This window comes from Streptosporangiales bacterium, from assembly GCA_009379955.1.
In the GTDB taxonomy this organism is placed as follows: domain Bacteria; phylum Actinomycetota; class Actinomycetes; order Streptosporangiales; family WHST01; genus WHST01.
In genome coordinates this window covers 1-16,949 of the sequence record WHST01000090.1, presented here as the reverse complement: position 1 = coordinate 16,949, position 16,949 = coordinate 1, and the positions used below count along the sequence as shown (strand labels likewise).

At 72.7% G+C, this 16,949-nt stretch carries 16 protein-coding genes; 7 read left to right on the top strand and 9 right to left on the bottom strand.

Going from position 1 to position 16,949, the window contains the following annotated elements; translation table 11 throughout:
- Positions 1 to 72 precede the first annotated feature (72 nt).
- The 4 genes from GEV10_22850 to GEV10_22835 form a co-directional block, all read right to left on the bottom strand.
- A complete protein-coding gene (locus GEV10_22850; GenBank protein ID MQA81287.1) occupies positions 73 to 1,005 on the bottom strand; it encodes a xanthine dehydrogenase family protein subunit M in 933 nt (310 codons plus the stop codon).
- On the bottom strand, positions 974 to 1,609 hold the full coding sequence (locus GEV10_22845; GenBank protein ID MQA81286.1) for an FCD domain-containing protein: 636 nt from the start codon (positions 1,607 to 1,609) through the stop codon (positions 974 to 976). Before GEV10_22845 ends, GEV10_22850 begins: the two co-directional genes overlap by 32 nt.
- A gap of 60 nt (positions 1,610 to 1,669) precedes the next feature.
- On the bottom strand, positions 1,670 to 2,833 hold the full coding sequence (locus GEV10_22840; GenBank protein MQA81285.1) for an FAD-dependent monooxygenase: 1,164 nt from the start codon (positions 2,831 to 2,833) through the stop codon (positions 1,670 to 1,672).
- Between the two features lie 87 nt (positions 2,834 to 2,920).
- Positions 2,921 to 4,045, bottom strand: a complete 1,125-nt coding sequence (locus tag GEV10_22835; protein ID MQA81284.1) for a glycerophosphodiester phosphodiesterase — start codon at positions 4,043 to 4,045, stop codon at positions 2,921 to 2,923.
- Positions 4,046 to 4,376: 331 nt separating this feature from the next.
- On the opposite strand from GEV10_22835, the gene GEV10_22830 reads away from it, so the two are divergent.
- A complete protein-coding gene (locus GEV10_22830; protein MQA81283.1) occupies positions 4,377 to 4,907 on the top strand; it encodes a hypothetical protein in 531 nt (176 codons plus the stop codon).
- Between the two features lie 36 nt (positions 4,908 to 4,943).
- Here GEV10_22830 and GEV10_22825 read toward each other — a convergent pair whose 3' ends face one another.
- Positions 4,944 to 6,611, bottom strand: a complete 1,668-nt coding sequence (locus tag GEV10_22825; protein MQA81282.1) for an alkaline phosphatase — start codon at positions 6,609 to 6,611, stop codon at positions 4,944 to 4,946.
- A 238-nt stretch (positions 6,612 to 6,849) separates the two neighbouring features.
- Here GEV10_22825 and GEV10_22820 point away from each other — a divergent pair, with 238 nt between their 5' ends.
- Positions 6,850 to 7,728 (top strand): hypothetical protein, encoded by an 879-nt coding sequence (locus tag GEV10_22820; GenBank protein MQA81281.1) that lies wholly within the window; start codon positions 6,850 to 6,852, stop codon positions 7,726 to 7,728.
- Here the strand turns inward: GEV10_22820 and GEV10_22815 are convergent.
- Positions 7,708 to 9,540, bottom strand: coding sequence for a hypothetical protein (locus GEV10_22815; GenBank protein ID MQA81280.1), 1,833 nt, complete (start codon positions 9,538 to 9,540; stop codon positions 7,708 to 7,710). The two genes, GEV10_22820 and GEV10_22815, sit on opposite strands and share 21 nt — an antisense overlap.
- A 201-nt stretch (positions 9,541 to 9,741) precedes the next feature.
- Between GEV10_22815 and GEV10_22810 the strand changes: the two genes are divergently transcribed.
- Positions 9,742 to 10,092 carry a hypothetical protein gene (locus GEV10_22810; protein ID MQA81279.1) on the top strand — a complete coding sequence of 117 codons (351 nt, stop codon included), beginning with the start codon at positions 9,742 to 9,744 and terminating at the stop codon, positions 10,090 to 10,092.
- Between the two features lie 4 nt (positions 10,093 to 10,096).
- Positions 10,097 to 11,404: a hypothetical protein gene (locus GEV10_22805; protein MQA81278.1), complete on the top strand. Its 1,308-nt coding sequence runs from the start codon at positions 10,097 to 10,099 to the stop codon at positions 11,402 to 11,404.
- On the opposite strand, the gene GEV10_22800 is transcribed toward GEV10_22805, so the two are convergent.
- Both GEV10_22800 and GEV10_22795 read right to left on the bottom strand, forming a co-directional pair.
- On the bottom strand, positions 11,401 to 12,036 hold the full coding sequence (locus GEV10_22800; GenBank protein MQA81277.1) for a response regulator: 636 nt from the start codon (positions 12,034 to 12,036) through the stop codon (positions 11,401 to 11,403). The genes GEV10_22805 and GEV10_22800 overlap by 4 nt on opposite strands.
- Positions 12,033 to 13,154 carry a two-component sensor histidine kinase gene (locus GEV10_22795; protein ID MQA81276.1) on the bottom strand — a complete coding sequence of 374 codons (1,122 nt, stop codon included), beginning with the start codon at positions 13,152 to 13,154 and terminating at the stop codon, positions 12,033 to 12,035. Before GEV10_22795 ends, GEV10_22800 begins: the two co-directional genes overlap by 4 nt.
- Before the next feature lie 394 nt (positions 13,155 to 13,548).
- Here GEV10_22795 and GEV10_22790 point away from each other — a divergent pair, with 394 nt between their 5' ends.
- Both GEV10_22790 and GEV10_22785 read left to right on the top strand, forming a co-directional pair.
- Positions 13,549 to 14,247, top strand: a complete 699-nt coding sequence (locus GEV10_22790; protein ID MQA81275.1) for a hypothetical protein — start codon at positions 13,549 to 13,551, stop codon at positions 14,245 to 14,247.
- Positions 14,244 to 14,669, top strand: coding sequence for a hypothetical protein (locus GEV10_22785; protein ID MQA81274.1), 426 nt, complete (start codon positions 14,244 to 14,246; stop codon positions 14,667 to 14,669). Before GEV10_22790 ends, GEV10_22785 begins: the two co-directional genes overlap by 4 nt.
- Before the next feature lie 6 nt (positions 14,670 to 14,675).
- Here GEV10_22785 and dinB read toward each other — a convergent pair whose 3' ends face one another.
- Positions 14,676 to 15,872, bottom strand: a complete 1,197-nt coding sequence (gene dinB / locus GEV10_22780; GenBank protein ID MQA81273.1) for a DNA polymerase IV — start codon at positions 15,870 to 15,872, stop codon at positions 14,676 to 14,678.
- Positions 15,873 to 15,965: 93 nt separating this feature from the next.
- Between dinB and GEV10_22775 the strand changes: the two genes are divergently transcribed.
- A complete protein-coding gene (locus GEV10_22775) occupies positions 15,966 to 16,814 on the top strand; it encodes a VOC family protein (protein MQA81272.1) in 849 nt (282 codons plus the stop codon).
- Positions 16,815 to 16,949: the final 135 nt, after the last annotated feature.

Below are 16,949 nucleotides of genomic sequence, written 5' to 3'. Positions count from 1 at the left end.
ACGAGGTCGTCGACGCTGCCGACCGAATCGCGGCCCCTACCTCTGTCGTGCTCGTCGAGCTCCTGCGCTCGCTCATGCCTTCGCCATCTCCCTGTCCTGCTCGACGTCGCGCAGCGCGCGTTCCAGCGCCGCCGGGGCGATCGCTCGGCGGTAGCGCGCCGAGCCCGCGGTGCTGTCGACCGGCGCGATCTCGCCGGCGAGCGCCGTGACGGCCGCGGCGACCGTGTCGGGCGTGAGGGCGTTGCCGCGCAGCGCTCCCGCTGTCGTAACCGCCGCCAGCGGGCGGTCGGCGAGACCCACCAGGCCGAGGCCGACGTCGGCGACCGTGTCGCCGTCGAACCGCGCGACGACGGCGACACCGGCGAGCGTCGGGTCTGCCGGCCGGCGGGCGATCGCGTGGTACGCCGTGCGCGCGCCGTCATGGCGTGGGACCAGGATCTCGGCGACGAGCTCGCCCGGTGCGAGCACCGTCGCGAACGGACCGGCGTACAGCTCGGCGACGGGCACGACGCGCTCACCGTCCGCCGACACGACACGCACCGACGCCCCGGCCGCGATCGCGGCACCGGCCAGGTCACCCGCCGGGTCGCCGTACGCGAGCGACCCACCGAGCGTGCCGCGGTTGCGCACCTGCACGTCGGCGACGTGCGTCAGCGTGCGCGGCAGGATCGACGCCGACTCACGGACGGCGTCGTCGCGCGCCAGTGTCGCCATGGTGACCATGGCGCCGACCGTGAACGTGTCGTCGTCGCGACGCAGCTCACGCAGCTCCGTCAGCGCGCCGAGGTCGACGACGAGCGCCGGCCGCACCACCCTCGTCTTCAGCAGGGTGAGCAGGCTCTGCCCGCCCGCGAGCGGGCGGGCGTCGGGCTCGTCGCGCAGCAACCGCAGCGCGTCGGCCAGCGTCGCCGGGCGTACGTATCTGAACTCCGCCGGAATCACGGGAGCCTCCTGTTCGACGGGTGGGCGTACGTCACAGGGCTGCGGACGCCGTCTGGGTGACATGGGCCAGGTGTGCGCGCATCTCGAGCTCGGCCCGGTCCGAGTCGTGTGCCGCGATCGCCGCGACGATCGCCTTGTGCTCGTCGAGGGACTCACGCAGCCTGCCGCCGACGAGGAGCGTGCGCAGTCGCGTCTGGGCGCTCTGCGCGCTCAGCATGTCGGCGAGCCGCGCGGCGGTCGGCCGCCGCGAGAGGGTGGTGACGATCTCGTGCAGTCGCGCCTGCGCCGCACCGCACTCGGCGAGGTCGGCAGCCGCGAGTGCCTGCTCGAACGCGACGACGGTCTCCTGCAACGCAGCGACGTCGGCGTCGGTGGCGTGGACGGCCGCGTGCCTGGCCGCCAGCCCTTCGAGCACGGCGCGGATCTCGAGGACCTCGACCGCCTCGTCGACCGACAGCAGCCGGACCGCGGCGCCACGGTTCGCCTGCCGGTCGACGAGACCCTCGTGCTCGAGCCGCGCGAACGCCTCGCGCAGCGCCATGCGGGTGACGTCGAGCTCCGCGATGACGTCGGGCTCGACGAGTCGCTGGCCCGGCGCGTACCGGCCGCTCTTCAGGGCGTCGCGCAGCCGCTGGTACGCGATCTCCCCCGCCGTCGGCTGCGTCATGCCGCTCAGCCTGGCATCGTCCGACGAAATCGTCAATGATTTCGTCGGACGATGTGAACGCTACTGCGTGAGCCGGTGCGTCTGCTGCGACGCCGCGACGGCCTCGAAGCCGTACCGGAGCATCTCGACCTCGTACGCGTGCACCGCCTCGCGGAGGGTGCACCCACCGCGGACGACGTCGGTCAGCCGCTCGGTCAGCTCCGCGGCGTCGCGCAGCGCGACCGCGGCGCCGATGCCCGCGGGGACCATGCAGTGGATCGCGTCGCCGACCAACGTCACCGGGCCGGTCTCCCAGTGCTCAAGCGGCACGGCGGTGCGGATCGGGGACGACCGCACCGTGGTCGGATCGGCATGGTCGAGCACCGCCCCGAGCGACGGGTGCCAGTCGGCGACCGCCTTGCGCGCGACGTCGACCAGCGCACGCCCGTCCTGCCCGGCCGACGCTACCTCCGCTGCCGGCGTGACGAGCACCCACATCACGTAGTCCCTGGTGTCGTCGAACGTGAGACCGGGCGCCAGTTCGGCCGCGGCGTCATTCGGGTCGCTGGCGTACTCGACGCCGGCCAGCGGCAACGACCGGTCGCCGCCGATGACAGCGGAGAACCCGTCGAGCGCGTACGGCGGCACCAGGGCGCGGACCTCATCGTCGAGCGGCACCTTGCCGTAGACCGAGACCAGCCCGGCGTCGATCACCTGGGCGTGCGGCAGGAACTGGCGGCGCACCACCGATCCGGAACCGTCCGCGGCGACGAGCAGGTCGGCCTCGACCGCCGAGCCGTCGGCGAAGAGGACCCGCACCCCGCCGTCTGGCAGCTCGTCGTACCCGGTGCACGTCCTGCCGTAACTGACGGTGTCGCCGAGCCCGGCGGTGAGGATCTGCCGCAGCACCATCCGGTCCACGACGAGGTGCTCGCCGTGCTCCGGATCGGCGACGTCGAAGTCGGTGATCCGGTTGAGGACGTTGAGGTCGGAGTCGAAGATCGTGACCCCGGCGCCGGGGGTCGGCGTCGTCGCGCGGGCGAGCCGGTACAGGTGCGGCGGCAGGCACCGCCGCAATGCGAGGTCACCCTCCGGTGCGAGATGGATGCGAAACCCCTGCCCGCGCACGGCGACCCCGGCATCCCGCTCGCACAGCGTCGCCTCGACACCCGCTCCGAGCAAACCCTGCACCAGCAGCGGCCCGGCCAGACCACCGCCGACGACCGCCACCCGAAGTCCGTCCATGACGCCACCTCCCGAGGAACAACGAGATATATCGCGAGCAGCGTACCGCTCGCGATATATCTCGTCTAGTCCGCCGGTGCCGGCTGCCTAGGGTCGGCCGTCCCTGGTGACCAGGCAGATGTCGGGCTGGTCGCACCACAGGCCGTCGATGCCGGTGTCGAGGTACGCCCGCTGCTCGTCGATCGCGCGGCCGTACGCCGACGGATCGTCGCCCACCTGGTAGTCCTTCGGCAGGAACGAGTTCTCGGCGCGGAAGGTGTACGGCATCACCTGGATGCCGGCCCGGTGGGCGTCCTTCACCAGCGACGTCGGCTCCCCCAGCGTGCCGTCGGCGCGCAGCGGGATCACCTGCTGCTTCTCCGGTCCGAGGATGTCGACGAACCGCGCCAGCCTGCGCAGCTCGGCGGGCTTCGTCAGGTCGGCGTACGTGCGCGGATCGCCGGAGACGACGAAGTCGTACGGCCTGCCCTTGACGCTCGTGTTGAACACGGTCGGGATGCGGATGCGCCATTTCTCCTTGAGCTCGCGCAGGTTGGTGACCTCGAACGACTGCACGGTCACCCGCGACCGCGAGGAGTCGAGGTGGTTCTTGCGCAGCGTCTCGACGAACGCCGACTCGAGGTCGAGCCCGATCGTGCTGAAGTACGTCGAGTGCTTCAGCTCGGGCAGCAGGCCGATCGGTCGGTGCAGCTCGCGCTCCAGCCGCTCGCGGAGGTCGAAGACCTCCTGCAGGGTGAGCACCTCGTAGCGGCCGTCGTAGAGGGTGTTCTCCTGCCGCAGGTCGGGGATGCGCTCCTTGGCGCGCAGCGTCTTCAGCTCGGCGAGGGTGAAGTCCTCGGTGAACCAGCCGGTGATCTCGGTGCCGTCGATCGTCTTCGTGGTCTTGCGTGACGCGAACTCGGGGTGCTCCGACACGTCGGTCGTCGCAGTGATGTCGTTCTCGTGCCGCGCGACGAGAACGTGGTCCTTCGTCGAGACGAGGTCGGGCTCGATGTAGTCGGCACCCATCCGCGCCGCGAGGTCGTACGACCCGCGCGTGTGCTCCGGCCGGTACCCGGCGGCCCCGCGGTGGCCGAGCACGAGCGGCTTCGCGTGCTCCTTCGACTCGGCCACGGGTCCTCCCTCGTCGGACGGCACGGCACCGAGCGTGGCACGTCCGCCGACGACTCCGCCAATCGTGACGAGCAGGACGGTCACGACTCCGACCAGCATCCACCGCGTACTCTTCGCTGCTTCCATCTGGGCCTTTCCACCAGCGACGCCACCCCGGTCCTCGGCGATCTCACCGTAGGGCGGCGACCGGCGGCCGAACACCGGATGAGGAGCAGGCGGCCGCAGGGTGACCGTTCCCGGCTGGGAACCCCAGCAGGGGCCAGCACCACCGCTGGGGACCCCGACAGGGGCCAGCACCACCGTTGGGGACCCCAGCAGTGGCTGACACCACGACCGGGGACCCCAAACAGACGCCCGCTGATGCCGCCTCCGGCGGGCATCGAGCACCTACGCTGAACGCGACCGACCCCACGCACCGCAGGGAGGCACCGTGAACGTCCCACCGCCGGGGGACGGCCGAGCCGGGTGGCCGCCGCCCGCACCGCCGTCCGCGTCCGGTCCGCCGTTCGCCCCCGGTCCGCCGTTCGGCCCGGTTCGGGCGGCGCCGCGCCGGGCGAGCGGCGCCACGACCGTGGTGGCCGCGATCCTCGCGGTTCTCGTGGTGCTGGTGACGGTGTTCCTCTACGTCCGCAACGGCATCTGGAACGAGATGTCCGCGGTGACCTGGGCACTGGTCACCTCGGATGTGCTCAGCTGCGCACTGCTGCTCACCGGCGCCGGCACGGCGATCGCGCGCAAGGTCGCCGGAGCGGTCCTGATGGCCGTCGGCGGAGCCGTGCCGCTTCTCGCCTACCTCGCGTACTACGGCTGGCTGCTGCTCATCCTCGACTCCGTGCCACCGCTCGACCTCGGCACGGCCGTGAACGCCGTCGGCCTGGTCGGCGCGGCCGCGGTCGTCGTGCTGTCCGTCCTCCCGTCCACGTTCAGGTACCTGCGGGGCAGCGGCCCGCGATCGACCTGACCCCGGTCCCGGTCCTGACCGGGTGTGCCACCGGGCTCAGCGCTCGGTGTCGCCATGGCCCTTGTCGAGCGGGAGCGGGCCCGCCGGCCCCATCTCCGGCCGACCGCGCAGCACCACCGCGGGCCGCGGCGCCACGTAGTCGACCTCGACACCGGGCCGGCCCGACGTCACGACGAACCGCGCGTACGTCGACGCCGTGCCCCCTGGTTGCGTCACGGTCGACACCACCTTCAGCTCCGTCGTCAGCGCCGTCCCGGTCGCGTCGCACGCCATGTACCCGCGCTGGTTGTCGATGAACTTCCAGTGCGGGCTCTCGGCCTTGATCGGGTCGTACGTCGCGTGGAAGGCCGCGGTGTCCGGGTTGCCGCCCGACGTGATCGACGTGCCGGTCAGCTCGGCGCCGACCACCGGCGACTCGGGGTCGTCGAAGTCGGGCTTGAGGTCGCAGACCCAGGACGCGTGCCGGTCGCCCGTCACGAACACCGTGTTGTCGACGCCCGCCTCGCCGAGCGTCGACAGCAGCCGGCGGCGCTGGGCACGGTAGCCGTCCCAGTTGTCGAAGTCGAACGTCGCCCCGGGCCCCGCGAGGCGGTCGTTCTGCGCGATCATCACCTGGTTGGCGACGACGTTCCACGTCGACCTCCCCGTCAGCCGGTGCAGCAGCCAGCGCTCCTGCGCCGTCCCGGTGATCGACCGGCCGGGGCTCTCCGCCTCCTCGAGGGTTGCCGGCTGGTCGCTGCGGTACTGCCTCGTGTCGAGGACGGAGAGCCGCACCGTCCGGCCGAACGACAGCCCCCGGTACAGCCGCATGTCCGGCCCCACGGGTGCGGCCGAGCGACGCAGCGGCATGTGCTCGTAGTACGCCTGGAACGCCGCGATCCGCCGAGCGCGGAACGCCTCGGGCGTCTGGGCGTCGGGGTCCTGTGGGACGTCGTCGGCCCAGTTGTTGTCGAGCTCGTGGTCGTCCCACGTCACCACCCACGGGAGCGCGGCGTGCGCCTTCCGCAGGCTGCGGTCCGTGCGGTACTGCGCGTGCCTGTTGCGGTACTGCTCGAGCGTGATCGGCTCGCCCGTTCCCTCGTGCTGCCGGACGTAGCCCGACGTCGCCGGTGCGCTCTCGTAGATGTAGTCGCCGAGGAACGCGACGAACGCGAAATCCTCTTCGGCGAGGTGGTCGTACGCGGTGAAGTACCCGTCCTGCCAGTTCTGGCAGGACGTGAAGGCGAACTGCACCCGACCGTTGCTGTCCATGCGCGGCGCCGTGCGCGTCCGCCCGATGACGCTGAGGTCCGAGCCCGCCTTGAACCGGTAGAAGTACTCCGCGTCCGACGCGAGGCCGCGGACGTCGACGTGCACGGAGTGGCCCGACTCCGGCTCGGCACGTGCGGTGCCGTTCTTGACGATCTGCCTGAACCGCCGGTCCCGCGCGACCTGCCACTGCACGGGGACGGAGCGCGCCGGCATGCCGCCGCCGGCGAGCGGGTCGGGCGCGAGCCTGGTCCACAGCACGACGCCGTCCGGCAGCGGGTCACCGGACGCGACGCCGAGCGTGAAGAGACCGTCGGGCAGCGTGGGTGCCGCGACGCTGGGCGCCGCCTGTGCCCAGGACGGCACCAACGCACCGGCGGCGGCGCCGGTGACGACGGTACCGGCGAGGGTGACGAAGCGGCGGCGAGAGAGTGAACGGTCGAGGGGTCCGGTCATGGATCGCACCTGTCTGGGTCGGCACTGGGGGTACCGGTCAAGACCAGGCGGGCGAGGTGACGGTGGCCCGCCACGTCGATCGACGCGGGGGTGGCGACCTGGCGAACGACAGGTGCTGGATCCGTTGCGTGATAACGGAATCACGCATCGTGACCACCGCGGTCGTGGTGACCATCGCCTGCCGGTGGCACCATAGGCGGGTGATCGCGACACCGATCCCGCTCGGCGGGGCACGACCATGACGGCGTCCCGCGTCGACGACGTGGCCGACGAGCTGTACGCGCTGCCTGCCGGCGACTTCATCGCCGCGCGCGACGGGCGCGCGGCCGAGGTGCGGGCCGACGGCGACCGCGAGACGGCCGCCGCGATCAAGAAGCTGCGCAAGCCGTCGAGCAGTGCCTGGCTCGCGAACATGCTCGTACGGCACCGGCAGGACGAGATCGCCGAGCTCGCAGACCTCGGCGATGCCCTGCGTGAGGCACAGACGAACCTCTCCGGCGACGAGCTGCGCTCGTTGACGCGGCAGCGCCGTCAGCTCATCGACCGCCTCCTCCCGGCGGCCCGCGCACTCGCCACCGAGCTCGGCCAACCCGTGAGCGAGAGCGTCCTCCAGGAGTTGGAGGGCACCCTGCAGGCCGCGCTCGTCGACCCGTCCGCCGCCGAGGCCGTCAGCGGCGGACGGCTGGCGACCGCGGTCCAGGTCGAGACCACCTTCGGGTTCGGGTCGGCGCCGATGCCGGCTCCGGCGTCGATCGACACCAAGCGACGCGAGCGGGCCGCTGCGAAGAAGCGCGCCGAGGAGGACGCGAACGACACCGACCGCGTCGCCCGCGCCCGCCGGAAGCTCGACGAGGCCACGGGGGCCGCCGACGCCGCCGAGCGCACGGCGGACGAACGGCTGGCGGCCGCCGAGGACGCCGACGAACGTCTCGCCCAGGCGTCCGCGCGGGTCGAGGAGCTGAACGCCGAGCTGCGCGAGGCGCGCGAGGTGCGGAACAGGGCCGACACCGAGGCGCGCCGCGCCCGCGACCGGTCCACCGCCGCCACCCGCGCCGCCGACGACGCGCGCAAGCAGCAGCGCGCGGCCAAGGAAGCGTTAGACGACCTCGCCGAGTAGCGGCGCCGACCCTCCCCCGTCGACGCGTGCGGCGAGCTCCGCGGCGTACAGCTGGAACAGCTCGTGGATCTCGTAGCTCCCCGGTCCTAGTTCGTCGACCAGGTGCACGTCGAGCAGGCGGTCGAGCGACAGGCGCACCTCGGCGGAGCTCACGCCGACCAGCGCGGCGGCCGCCGTCCGGCTGATCCGGGTACGCGGGTACCGGCCGAGCAGCCGGAACGTCCGCGCGTCCCGTGGCGCGAGCTCCCGGTACGACCAGGCGACGGCGTCGCGCACCCGCGTGCCGCGCTCCGCGCCCACCTCGAGCAGGTCCAGGCGATCGGCTCGATGCCGCAGCTCCGCGATGAACGAGGCGAGGCCGGTCGGCTGGCGGGTGGCGTGCTCGCCGGCGAGCCCGAGGGCGAGCGGCAGGTGCCCGCAGAGCCGCGCGAGCTCGGCGAGCTGGGCGCTGTCGTACGCCACACCGTATGGACCGAGCGTGGCGGCGAGCAGCGCCACCGACGCGGCGGGCGCGAGCGGTCCCAGCGCGATCCGGTGCGCGCCCTCTCTCGCGACGAGCCCGCGCAGCTGGCGGCGACTCGTGACGAGGACGAGGCATCGCGACCCGACGAGCAGCGGCCGCACCTGGTCGGCGTCGCGCGCGTCGTCGAGCACCACGAGCATGCGGCGTTCGGCGAGCAGGCTGCGGAACTGTGCGCTGCGCGCGTCGAGCCCACCCGGGATCCGGTCGTCGGCGACTCCGAGCCCGCGCAGCAGCGCGAGCAACGCGTCGGCGGGCTCGACCGGCGGGCCGGGGCCGTGACCCCGCAGATCGAGGTAGAGCTGACCGTCGGGGAACAGGTCACCGACGCGATGCGCCCAGTGCACCGCGAGGGCCGACTTCCCCATGCCGCCGGCGCCGTGCACCGTTGCGATCATCGGCACCGGCGTCTCCGCGCTCGCCGGCAGCAGGGCGTCGAGCGCCTCGACCTCGTCCTCGCGGCCGGTGAACCGGGGGACATCAGGAGGGAGCTGCCGCGGGACGATCGTCTGCACCGGCTCGGCGAGCGTCCTGGAGAGCAGCCGGGCATGGATGGCGCGCAGCCCGGGACCGGGGTCGGCACCCAGCTCGTCGCGCAGCGTGCCGCGGACGGCCTCGTAACGCTCGAGCACCTCGGCCTGCCTGCCACACCGGTCGAGCGCCTCGAGGAGCCGGCACCACAGCGACTCCCGCAACGGGTGCCGGTTGGTCAGGTCGCCCAGCTCGGTCACCAGCTCGGCGTGTCTGCCCGCGGCGAGGTCGAGGTCGATCCGCCGCTCGACCACCGCGAGCTGACGCTCGAGGAGTCGCGGCGCCTCGACACCACGGAGCCAGTCCGAGTTGACGCCCTCGAACGGGGCACCGCGCCACAGCGCCAGCGCCCGCACCAGGTCTGCCCTCTCGTCGGCGACGGACCGGACGACGGGCGCGGGCTCGACGAGCCGCAGGAAGCGCGCGGCGTCCACGCACCCGGGCTCGACCGTGAGCCGGTATCCGTGCGGCGCGGTCGCGACGGCGTCCGAACCGACGGCCTGCCGCAGCCGCGTGACGAGCGTCTGCACGCTGCGCCGCAGGTGCACCGGGAGGACCTCGCCCCAGATCCGGTCACCGATGGTCTCCGCCGACAGGACCTCACCGGCCGACATGGCGAGCACCGCGAGCAGGGTGCGCTGTCTGCCCGTCGCGAGCGGCACCGGCCTTCCCCCGCGCCGCGCCTCCACCGGGCCGAGCACCCGGATCTCCAGCTCCCCGATCATGCGCCCCGTTCCGGCCCCCGATGCGGAGACGTCCACGGCCTCCACCTCACCGCCGCGTCCTCTTGCGGCCAAGGAAACCGGCGAGGAGTTGCACGGTGATAGCGGCATGCTTGCGTCGGCGACGACCGGTCCCCGTCCGTCCTTACAGAGCTCGCACACAACGATGACGGACTCCGTACGGCGGCGTCACCCCACCGCGACACCGGCTCGGGACACTCGAGCACGGAGGTGAGGGGAATGCCCGATATCACGGTTCATCCGGGACGACTGCTGTCGGTCAGCAGCGCCTGCGACTCCACGGTGCTCGCCCAGGTCGACGTGGCGAAGGACGCCTTCGCCGACGCCGAGGGCAAGCCCGGCGCGGCACGCATGAGCGCGATGCAGGCGGCGGACGCCGCGACGGTGTGCATCGCCACGTGGCAGCAGGCGTTCGAGGACGCCAGCAGGGTCATGGACGCGTTGAGCGGCAAGATCCGTCGCACCGCCGCCGTGACGTCCACCACCGACGTGGACGTGGTCGACATCTTCACCGGGCCGACACGCGACCTCCCGACCGTCACCCTGCCGATATTCAACCCCGTGGAGTGACCTCGTGACTCTCACCGTCTCCTCGCTGCGCGTGATCGACCCGGCCCAGTTCCTCTCGTTCGGGTTCCATGCCGCTGAGCCGTACGTCGCCAACGCCTCGGAGTACTTCGACAGCGACGTCGCGCGGGTCATCGCGGGGGGCCAGGCCTGGTCTGGAGAGGGCCAGCCGCAGGCCGTCACCGTCACTGGCACCAACTCGCTCGCCCTGCGGATCTCGACGCTGCAGATGCGGGCGGGCAAGGCCGCCATGGACGGCCTGTACTCCGCGATCACCTCGGCCCAGAGGGAGCTGACGTCCGTCGAGGCCGACGCCACCGCGAAGTACGACATCTGGCGGCTCGACGAGGAGGGCACCCTCGAGTACGTCAAGCTCGACGAGTCGCCGGCGCTCGGATCGGAGGGCTCGTACTCGTACACGCCGCCCGACATGACGGCGCGCCTCGAGGATCCCGAACTGACCTTCCGCGCACAGGCGCTCCTCGAATACGCCAGGAGCGCCGACCTCACCGCCACGGCGTTGCTCACCCGCATCATCAACACCTGCCCGGCCTTCCGCGGGAACGCCAGCCCGCGGGCCCTCGCGTACAACACGGCGATGGTCGCCCTCGCGCACGCGAACGTGGACCTGGCGGAGTGGGTCAGGGACCTGTGGGCCGACACACCGGCCAGCTCCTGGGGAGGCGAGATCACCTCGGAGAGCGACGCGTTCTGGGACGGGATCCTGAACGGCGTCGGCGTCGACATCCTCACCGAGGCACCGGACGGCAAGACCGTCGTCGACGCCCTGGGCAGACGGATCGTCATTCCCCTCGGCATCGGCACCATCCTGTACGAGGGATACAGCGGGATGGACCCCGACGACCGCATCCCCGACCTCGACGGGCCTACCAGCATGCTTCCGCTCGGGCCCGGCGTGGACGACTCCGACCTCGCCGACATCATCGAGGACTACGCCCTGGATCCGACCAGCCTGGCCGCAGCGGCCGGTCTCGGCACCCTCGCCGAGGCGGCCCGGCTCCAGCGGGCCAACCCGTCCCAACCGCTCGACGAGGACTACGTCGACGAGGCGCGCGACCTGAGGGATGAGCTCGACGCCTGGCTGAACGGTTCCTACAGCGAACTCGCCGACGGAGTGGACATCCGCTACATCCAGGTGGAGGCATCGATCGCAGGCGGCTCGACGCAGACCGTCACGGTCGAGGCACCGCTCACGCTCGACTACTACGACCCGGAGGACTTCGCCGTCTCTCCCGAGGACAGGGAGGCCGCGCGTCAGCTCAGGAACCAGCTCGACCGCGTCCTGGACGGTTAGGTACCGTCCCTCATCGCGAGGGCGACGCCGACCCGGTTCGCGACACCGAGCTTCCCGATGATCCTCGCGACGTGGTTCTTCACCGTTCCCGCGGCGAGGTGCATCTCCTCGCCGATCTCACCGTTGGTCATGCCGCGCGCGACGAGTCGCGCGATATGTGCCTCCCGTGGGGTGAGCCCGGCGGATGCCGACGACACCGGGTGCGGTGGCGCGAGGTGACGGAGCAGCCGCACGGTCAGTTGCGGACTGATCAGCGTGTCCCCTTCCACCGCCGCCCTGATCGCCTCGACGAGGAGGCCTGGACCTGACCTCTTGAGCAGGAACCCGCACGCGCCGTTGTGCAGGGCCGCGTGCACGTACTCGTCGAGATCGAACGTGGTCACGACGACGACGCGCAGCGGGTCGGCGACACCGGCTCCGGCGAGCTGCCGCGTGACCTCGAGACCGTCGAGGTGCGGCATGCGGATGTCGGCGATCACGACGTCCGGTCGTATCCGGCGGGCAATGCTCACCGCCGCCCGCCCGTCAGCCGCCTCGCCGACGACGTGCATGTCCGGCTGGGCGTCGATGACCATCCGGTATCCGCTGCGCAGGTCCTCCTGGTCGTCGGCGATGAGCACCCGGATGCTCATCGGCCCACGCGCCCGCTTCGTCGCTCCCCGTCCCGCGCCGGCCAGGGGACGACGCCCTCGACCCGCCACCCGCCGCCCGTACGCGGGCCCGCCCGCATCGTCCCGCCGAGCTCCTCGATCCTCCGGGCCAGGGCCGCCAGGCCCGACCCGCCGTCTCGGCGGGGACCGGTCACCTCGGTGTCGATGCCTCGGGGGGTCTCGGCGTCGTCGGTCACCGAGAACACGATCGCGGGCACGTCGTCGCGCTCCGTCAGCTCGACCGCGACGGCGACCGACGTTGCGGAGGAGGCATGCCTGCGCACGTTGGTCAGCGCCTCGGCCACCAGCCGGTAGCCCGCCGCCAGGGCGCTGCGACCGGGTGTGCCCGGTGGCTCGTCGACCCCGTCGTCGACGTGCACCCCGACCTCGGTCGGGCCTGCCGCCGAGAACCTCGCGGCCAGGGCCCTGATGCCGTCGACGTCATGCCCGCGGTCGTCCTCGCGAAGCATATGGACGGTCCGGTCGAGGGTCGACAGGGCACGCTGTCCCGCGCTCTCGATCCTGGCGAGCGCGGCCACGGCCGCGGCAGGGTCGGCCTCCGCGACCGAACGCGCGGCCTGCGCCTGGAACAGCATGCCGCTCACCTCGTGCGCCACGAAGTCGTGCAGGTCCGACGCCAGGGCCAATCGGTGCGCATGCCGGTCCGCGGCGGCGGCGCGGACGCGGCGTGCGTCGAGCTGGCGCAACGCTCCGCCCACACCGGCGGCCGCGACGGCGAGCAGGCCCCAGAAGGCGCACATCGCCACTGCGCCCGCGGACAGCGGCACCGGAAGCGTCCGGGCAAGCATCGCCGCCACGGCCAGTACCAGCGGGACGCCCACGAGGAGGCAGCGGGACGCGTCGGCGCGACGGACCAGGACGACCTGGACCGCGAGGAGGCCCGCGGTCTCGACGAGCCCCGGCAGGTTGACGGCCACGCCGGCGGTACCGGAGGCGACGCACACCCACGTCACGGCGAGGGAGGCGACCGTGGCCAGGGCGCCGACGGCGACAGTGCGGTGGGCGGTGCGTCTCCACCAGGAGAGACCCGCCGCCGTGACCGCGAGCAGCGCGGCGACGTAGGCGCCGAGTAGCGCCATCAGCACAATCCCCACAGCACGCGTCCACATTAGGGCGTCTCCCCGGTCCCGTGCTCGTGCCGAACGCACTGACGTGCCGGAGACGTGGCACCTCCGTGCCAGTCGGCACCTGCCCGATGCCCCCACCGCCCGGCGATGCTCGACGCCATGAGCCGTCAGCACGCCACCTCCACGTCCGTCGCCGCGGCCGTCTGGTGGGCCGCGTACGCAGCACTCGCCGGGTTCTGGACCCTCGGTGGGCGGGGTTGGCCCTACGCGGAGGGCCGGCAGGCCGCGAGCGCGGGCGCGCTGCTCGTCCGGGCGCCGGTCGACGTCCTGGGTCCCGTTCTGGTGGCGGTGAGCCTGCTCGGGTTCGCCATCGCCCTCGTCGCCGTGTGCGGCGACACCGATCCTCGTGGTCGTCGACGCCCGGCTCCTGCTCGCCCTCTTCCGTGCCCTGTACGGCAACGTCGACCGGCTCGACGTGCCGACGCTCAACCAGGCGGCCTGCCTCGTCGGCAGCCTGTTCACCGGTGCGGCCGCCACGGCGCACACCAGGTGCACCCGCCCGAGAGTGCGCCGAGGGACGAGAGGCGGCGAGTCCGCGAGGTGGGGCACGGTGGCGACGGCCGTCGCGATCGCGGCGCCGCTCGCGTACGCCGGCATCCGCCTGGCCTGGGCCGCCGGGATCCACGTCGGCGCATCCGCGGACTTCATCGCGCCCTACACCGCCGTCGGCGCTCGGGTCACCGAGGCCGTCATCGGCGCCGCGTGCGCGGTCGGCGCACTGCTGACGCTGGGGCTGGTGCGGCCGTGGGGAGAGGTGTTCCCCCGCTGGCTGCCGATCCTCGCGCGCCGGCGGGTGCCGCCGCTGGTGGCGGTGCTCCCCGCGGGCGCCGCCGCACTGACCCTCGCGTCCGCGGGACTCGCCCTGACCCGCGGCCTGCTCGGCATGGCGCTCGGACTCGTACCGGCGACGCCGTCGGCCGCACCGGAGAACTGGGGAGCGTGGATCGCCGCGCCCCTCTGGGCGGTCTGGGGCGTCTCCCTCGCTGCCGCCACCCTCGCCTACCGCCGGCGCCGTGTCGGCACGAGTGAACGGAGCCGTACATGACAGCCGAGCCCACCACCGACCGCCGACGGACGACCTCGCGCGTCGGTGCCCTCGCCGGCTACCTGGCCGCCACGGCCACCGCGGGCCTCGCGGTGGCGCACCTGACCGTCTACACGGCCGGGTTCGTAGCCAGCGACTCCGCCACCTGGTCGGAGTACCTCATCGGCGGGCCCGCGGTCAGTCTGGTGGCCGGGGCGCTGGCGTTCCTCGGCCTCACACTGGCGAGGACTCAGGGCGACCATCGGCCGCGCCGCCTGCTCGCCTCGCTCGCGTGGCTCGCCTGCGCGCTCCTCACATTGCAGGCGGTCGCGCTCGCCCTGTCGGGTGACCTCGCGCTGTTCGGTCCTGCCAGGCCCGGCACCTACTCCGCCGTCGCGGGCCCGGCATTCGGAGTCCTCGCCTGGCAGCGCTGGCGCCGATGACGGCCCTCAGTCGGGGAGCAACGGCACGCTGACGCCCGGGTCGCGCCCGAGCAGCACGGCGCGGGTGACGGCCGCCGAGCCGTACCTGTCGCGCACGTCGTCGAGCGCGGAGTCGAGGGCGCCGGAGCGGTCGCACTCGAAGGGCAACCGCGGTTGAAGCGTGCCGTCGGCGTCGAGGTTGGTCAGCGAGAGGCCGACGAGCGTGAGTCCGCGTTGCCGGATCATCGGCATGGCCCTGGCCAGCAGTACGCGTGCCGCGGCGAGGATCGTGCGGGTCTGCGCGGTCGACTCGATCATGGTGCGCGACCTGGTGGCGCGGGAGAAGTCGTCGAACCGCATCCTCAGCACGACCGTGCGACAGACCCGCCGCGCCTTGCGCAGCCGGCGGGCGAGCCGGTCGACGATGCCCACGACGAACGTGTCGATCTCGTCCGGCGTGCGGATGCGGCGGCCGATCGCCCGCTGCGAGCCCATCGACCGGCGACGGCGTCCGACCTCGACCGGACGCGGGTCGCGGTTGGACGCCAGCGCGTGCACGTGCCGCCCCGCGCCGCGGCCGAGCATCGACACGAGCGCGGCCTCGCCGAGCCCTGCCACCTGGCCGACGGTCCTGATCCCCCGCGCGTGCAGCTTCTCCGCGGACACCGCACCGACGCCCCACAGGCGCTCGATCGGCAGCCGGTGCAGGAACGCCAGCTCGCTGTCCGGCGGCACGACGAGGAGGCCGTCCGGCTTGCCGACGCCGCTCGCCACCTTGGCGAGGAACTTGGTGCGCGCGACGCCCACGGTCAGCGGCAGTCCCACCTGCTCGAGCACGTCCCTGCGCAGCCGTCGCGCGACCTCGATGGGCTCGCCGACCAGCCGGCGCAGGCCGGCGACGTCGAGGAACGCCTCGTCGATCGAGAGCCCCTCGACGAGCGGGGTGGTGTGCCGGAACACCTCGAACACGGCCTTGCTCGCCTCGGAGTACGCGGACATCCGCGGCGGGACGACGACGGCCTGCGGGCACAGCCGGCGCGCCTGGCGCCCGCCCATCGCGGTGCGGATGCCGTACGCCTTCGCCGCGTAGCTCGCCGCGAGCACGACGCCGCCGCCCACGATGACCGGACGGCCGCGCAGGCGCGGGTCGTCGCGCTGCTCCACCGACGCGTAGAACGCGTCGAGGTCGGCATGCAGGATCGTGGCGTCATCCATATCGAACATATGTTCGCATGCCTCGAGGACACCGCGCCAGAGGACAGGAACCGGCCGGAATCGTCCGTACGGTGGGCGTCACCCGCGACCGAGAGGACCGAGATGCTCCAGCGAGACCACTACCCGGCGGGAGTCCCCTGCTGGGTCGACGCCGCGTTCCCCGACGCGCCGGCGGCGACCCGCTTCTACGGCGGTCTGTTCGGCTGGGAGTTCGAGGACCGCATTCCGGCCGACGTCCCGGGCCACTACTTCATCGCGCGACTCGACGGCCTGGTCGTCGCCGCCCTCGCCTCCCAGCCCGACGAGCCCGAGCCCGAGCCGACGGCGTGGCACACCTACGTCGCGGTCGACGACGCCGACGACACCGCCACCCGGGCGGAGACCGCCGGAGGCCGGGTGCTCGTCCCGCCGACGGACGTCTTCGAACAGGGCCGGATGGCCGTCCTCGAGGACCCCGCGGGCGCGACCATCCGGGCGTGGCAGCCGGGACGACGGACCGGCGCGCAGCTCGTCAACGCACCGGGCAGCTGGAACTGGAGCGACCTCAACAGCAACGACATCGCGGCGGCGGAGGCGTTCTACGCCGCGGTGTTCGGCTGGGAGACCGAGAAGCTCGACTTCGGCTACGGGGAGTCGTGGATGTGGCGGCGACCTGGATACGGCGACTTCCTCGCGACGATCGATCCCGGCCTGCGCGCCCGGCACGCGGAGTCCGGCGTCCCCGCCGGGTTCTCCGACGCGGTCGGCTGGCTGCAGCCACTCACCGACCCCGCGACCCCGCCGCACTGGAGCGTGACGTTCGCCGTCGACGGCACCGCCGCGGCCGTCGACCGCGCGGTCGAGCTCGGCGGCACCGTCGTCCAGCCCGTCGTCGACGCCGGGGTGAGCAGCTACGCCGTGGTGCGCGACCCGCAGGGCGCACAGGTCACGCTGAGCACCTACACACCCTAGGAGAGTCCTGAACAATGAGGTCTTGCCGGGGTGTTGGTGACGCGCCGAGCTTCTCAAGGGCGGTCGTTGCCGCGAGTCACAACCGTGGTTGGACGACGAGCTTGCCCGGCGCGTCGACGGTCATTGTCGTGGTGG

Coding starts and splice junctions, on each gene's coding strand:
- GEV10_22785 (MQA81274.1), top strand. CDS start 14,244: ATGACAGCCGAGCCCACCACCGACCGCCGACGGACGACCTCGCGCGTC.
- GEV10_22800 (MQA81277.1), bottom strand. CDS start 12,036: ATGAGCATCCGGGTGCTCATCGCCGACGACCAGGAGGACCTGCGCAGC.
- GEV10_22795 (MQA81276.1), bottom strand. CDS start 13,154: ATGGCGCTACTCGGCGCCTACGTCGCCGCGCTGCTCGCGGTCACGGCG.
- GEV10_22840 (MQA81285.1), bottom strand. CDS start 2,833: ATGGACGGACTTCGGGTGGCGGTCGTCGGCGGTGGTCTGGCCGGGCCG.
- GEV10_22810 (MQA81279.1), top strand. CDS start 9,742: ATGCCCGATATCACGGTTCATCCGGGACGACTGCTGTCGGTCAGCAGC.
- GEV10_22850 (MQA81287.1), bottom strand. CDS start 1,005: ATGTCACCCAGACGGCGTCCGCAGCCCTGTGACGTACGCCCACCCGTC.
- GEV10_22820 (MQA81281.1), top strand. CDS start 6,850: ATGACGGCGTCCCGCGTCGACGACGTGGCCGACGAGCTGTACGCGCTG.
- GEV10_22825 (MQA81282.1), bottom strand. CDS start 6,611: ATGACCGGACCCCTCGACCGTTCACTCTCTCGCCGCCGCTTCGTCACC.
- GEV10_22775 (MQA81272.1), top strand. CDS start 15,966: ATGCTCCAGCGAGACCACTACCCGGCGGGAGTCCCCTGCTGGGTCGAC.
- GEV10_22835 (MQA81284.1), bottom strand. CDS start 4,045: ATGCTGGTCGGAGTCGTGACCGTCCTGCTCGTCACGATTGGCGGAGTC.
- dinB (MQA81273.1), bottom strand. CDS start 15,872: ATGTTCGATATGGATGACGCCACGATCCTGCATGCCGACCTCGACGCG.
- GEV10_22845 (MQA81286.1), bottom strand. CDS start 1,609: ATGACGCAGCCGACGGCGGGGGAGATCGCGTACCAGCGGCTGCGCGAC.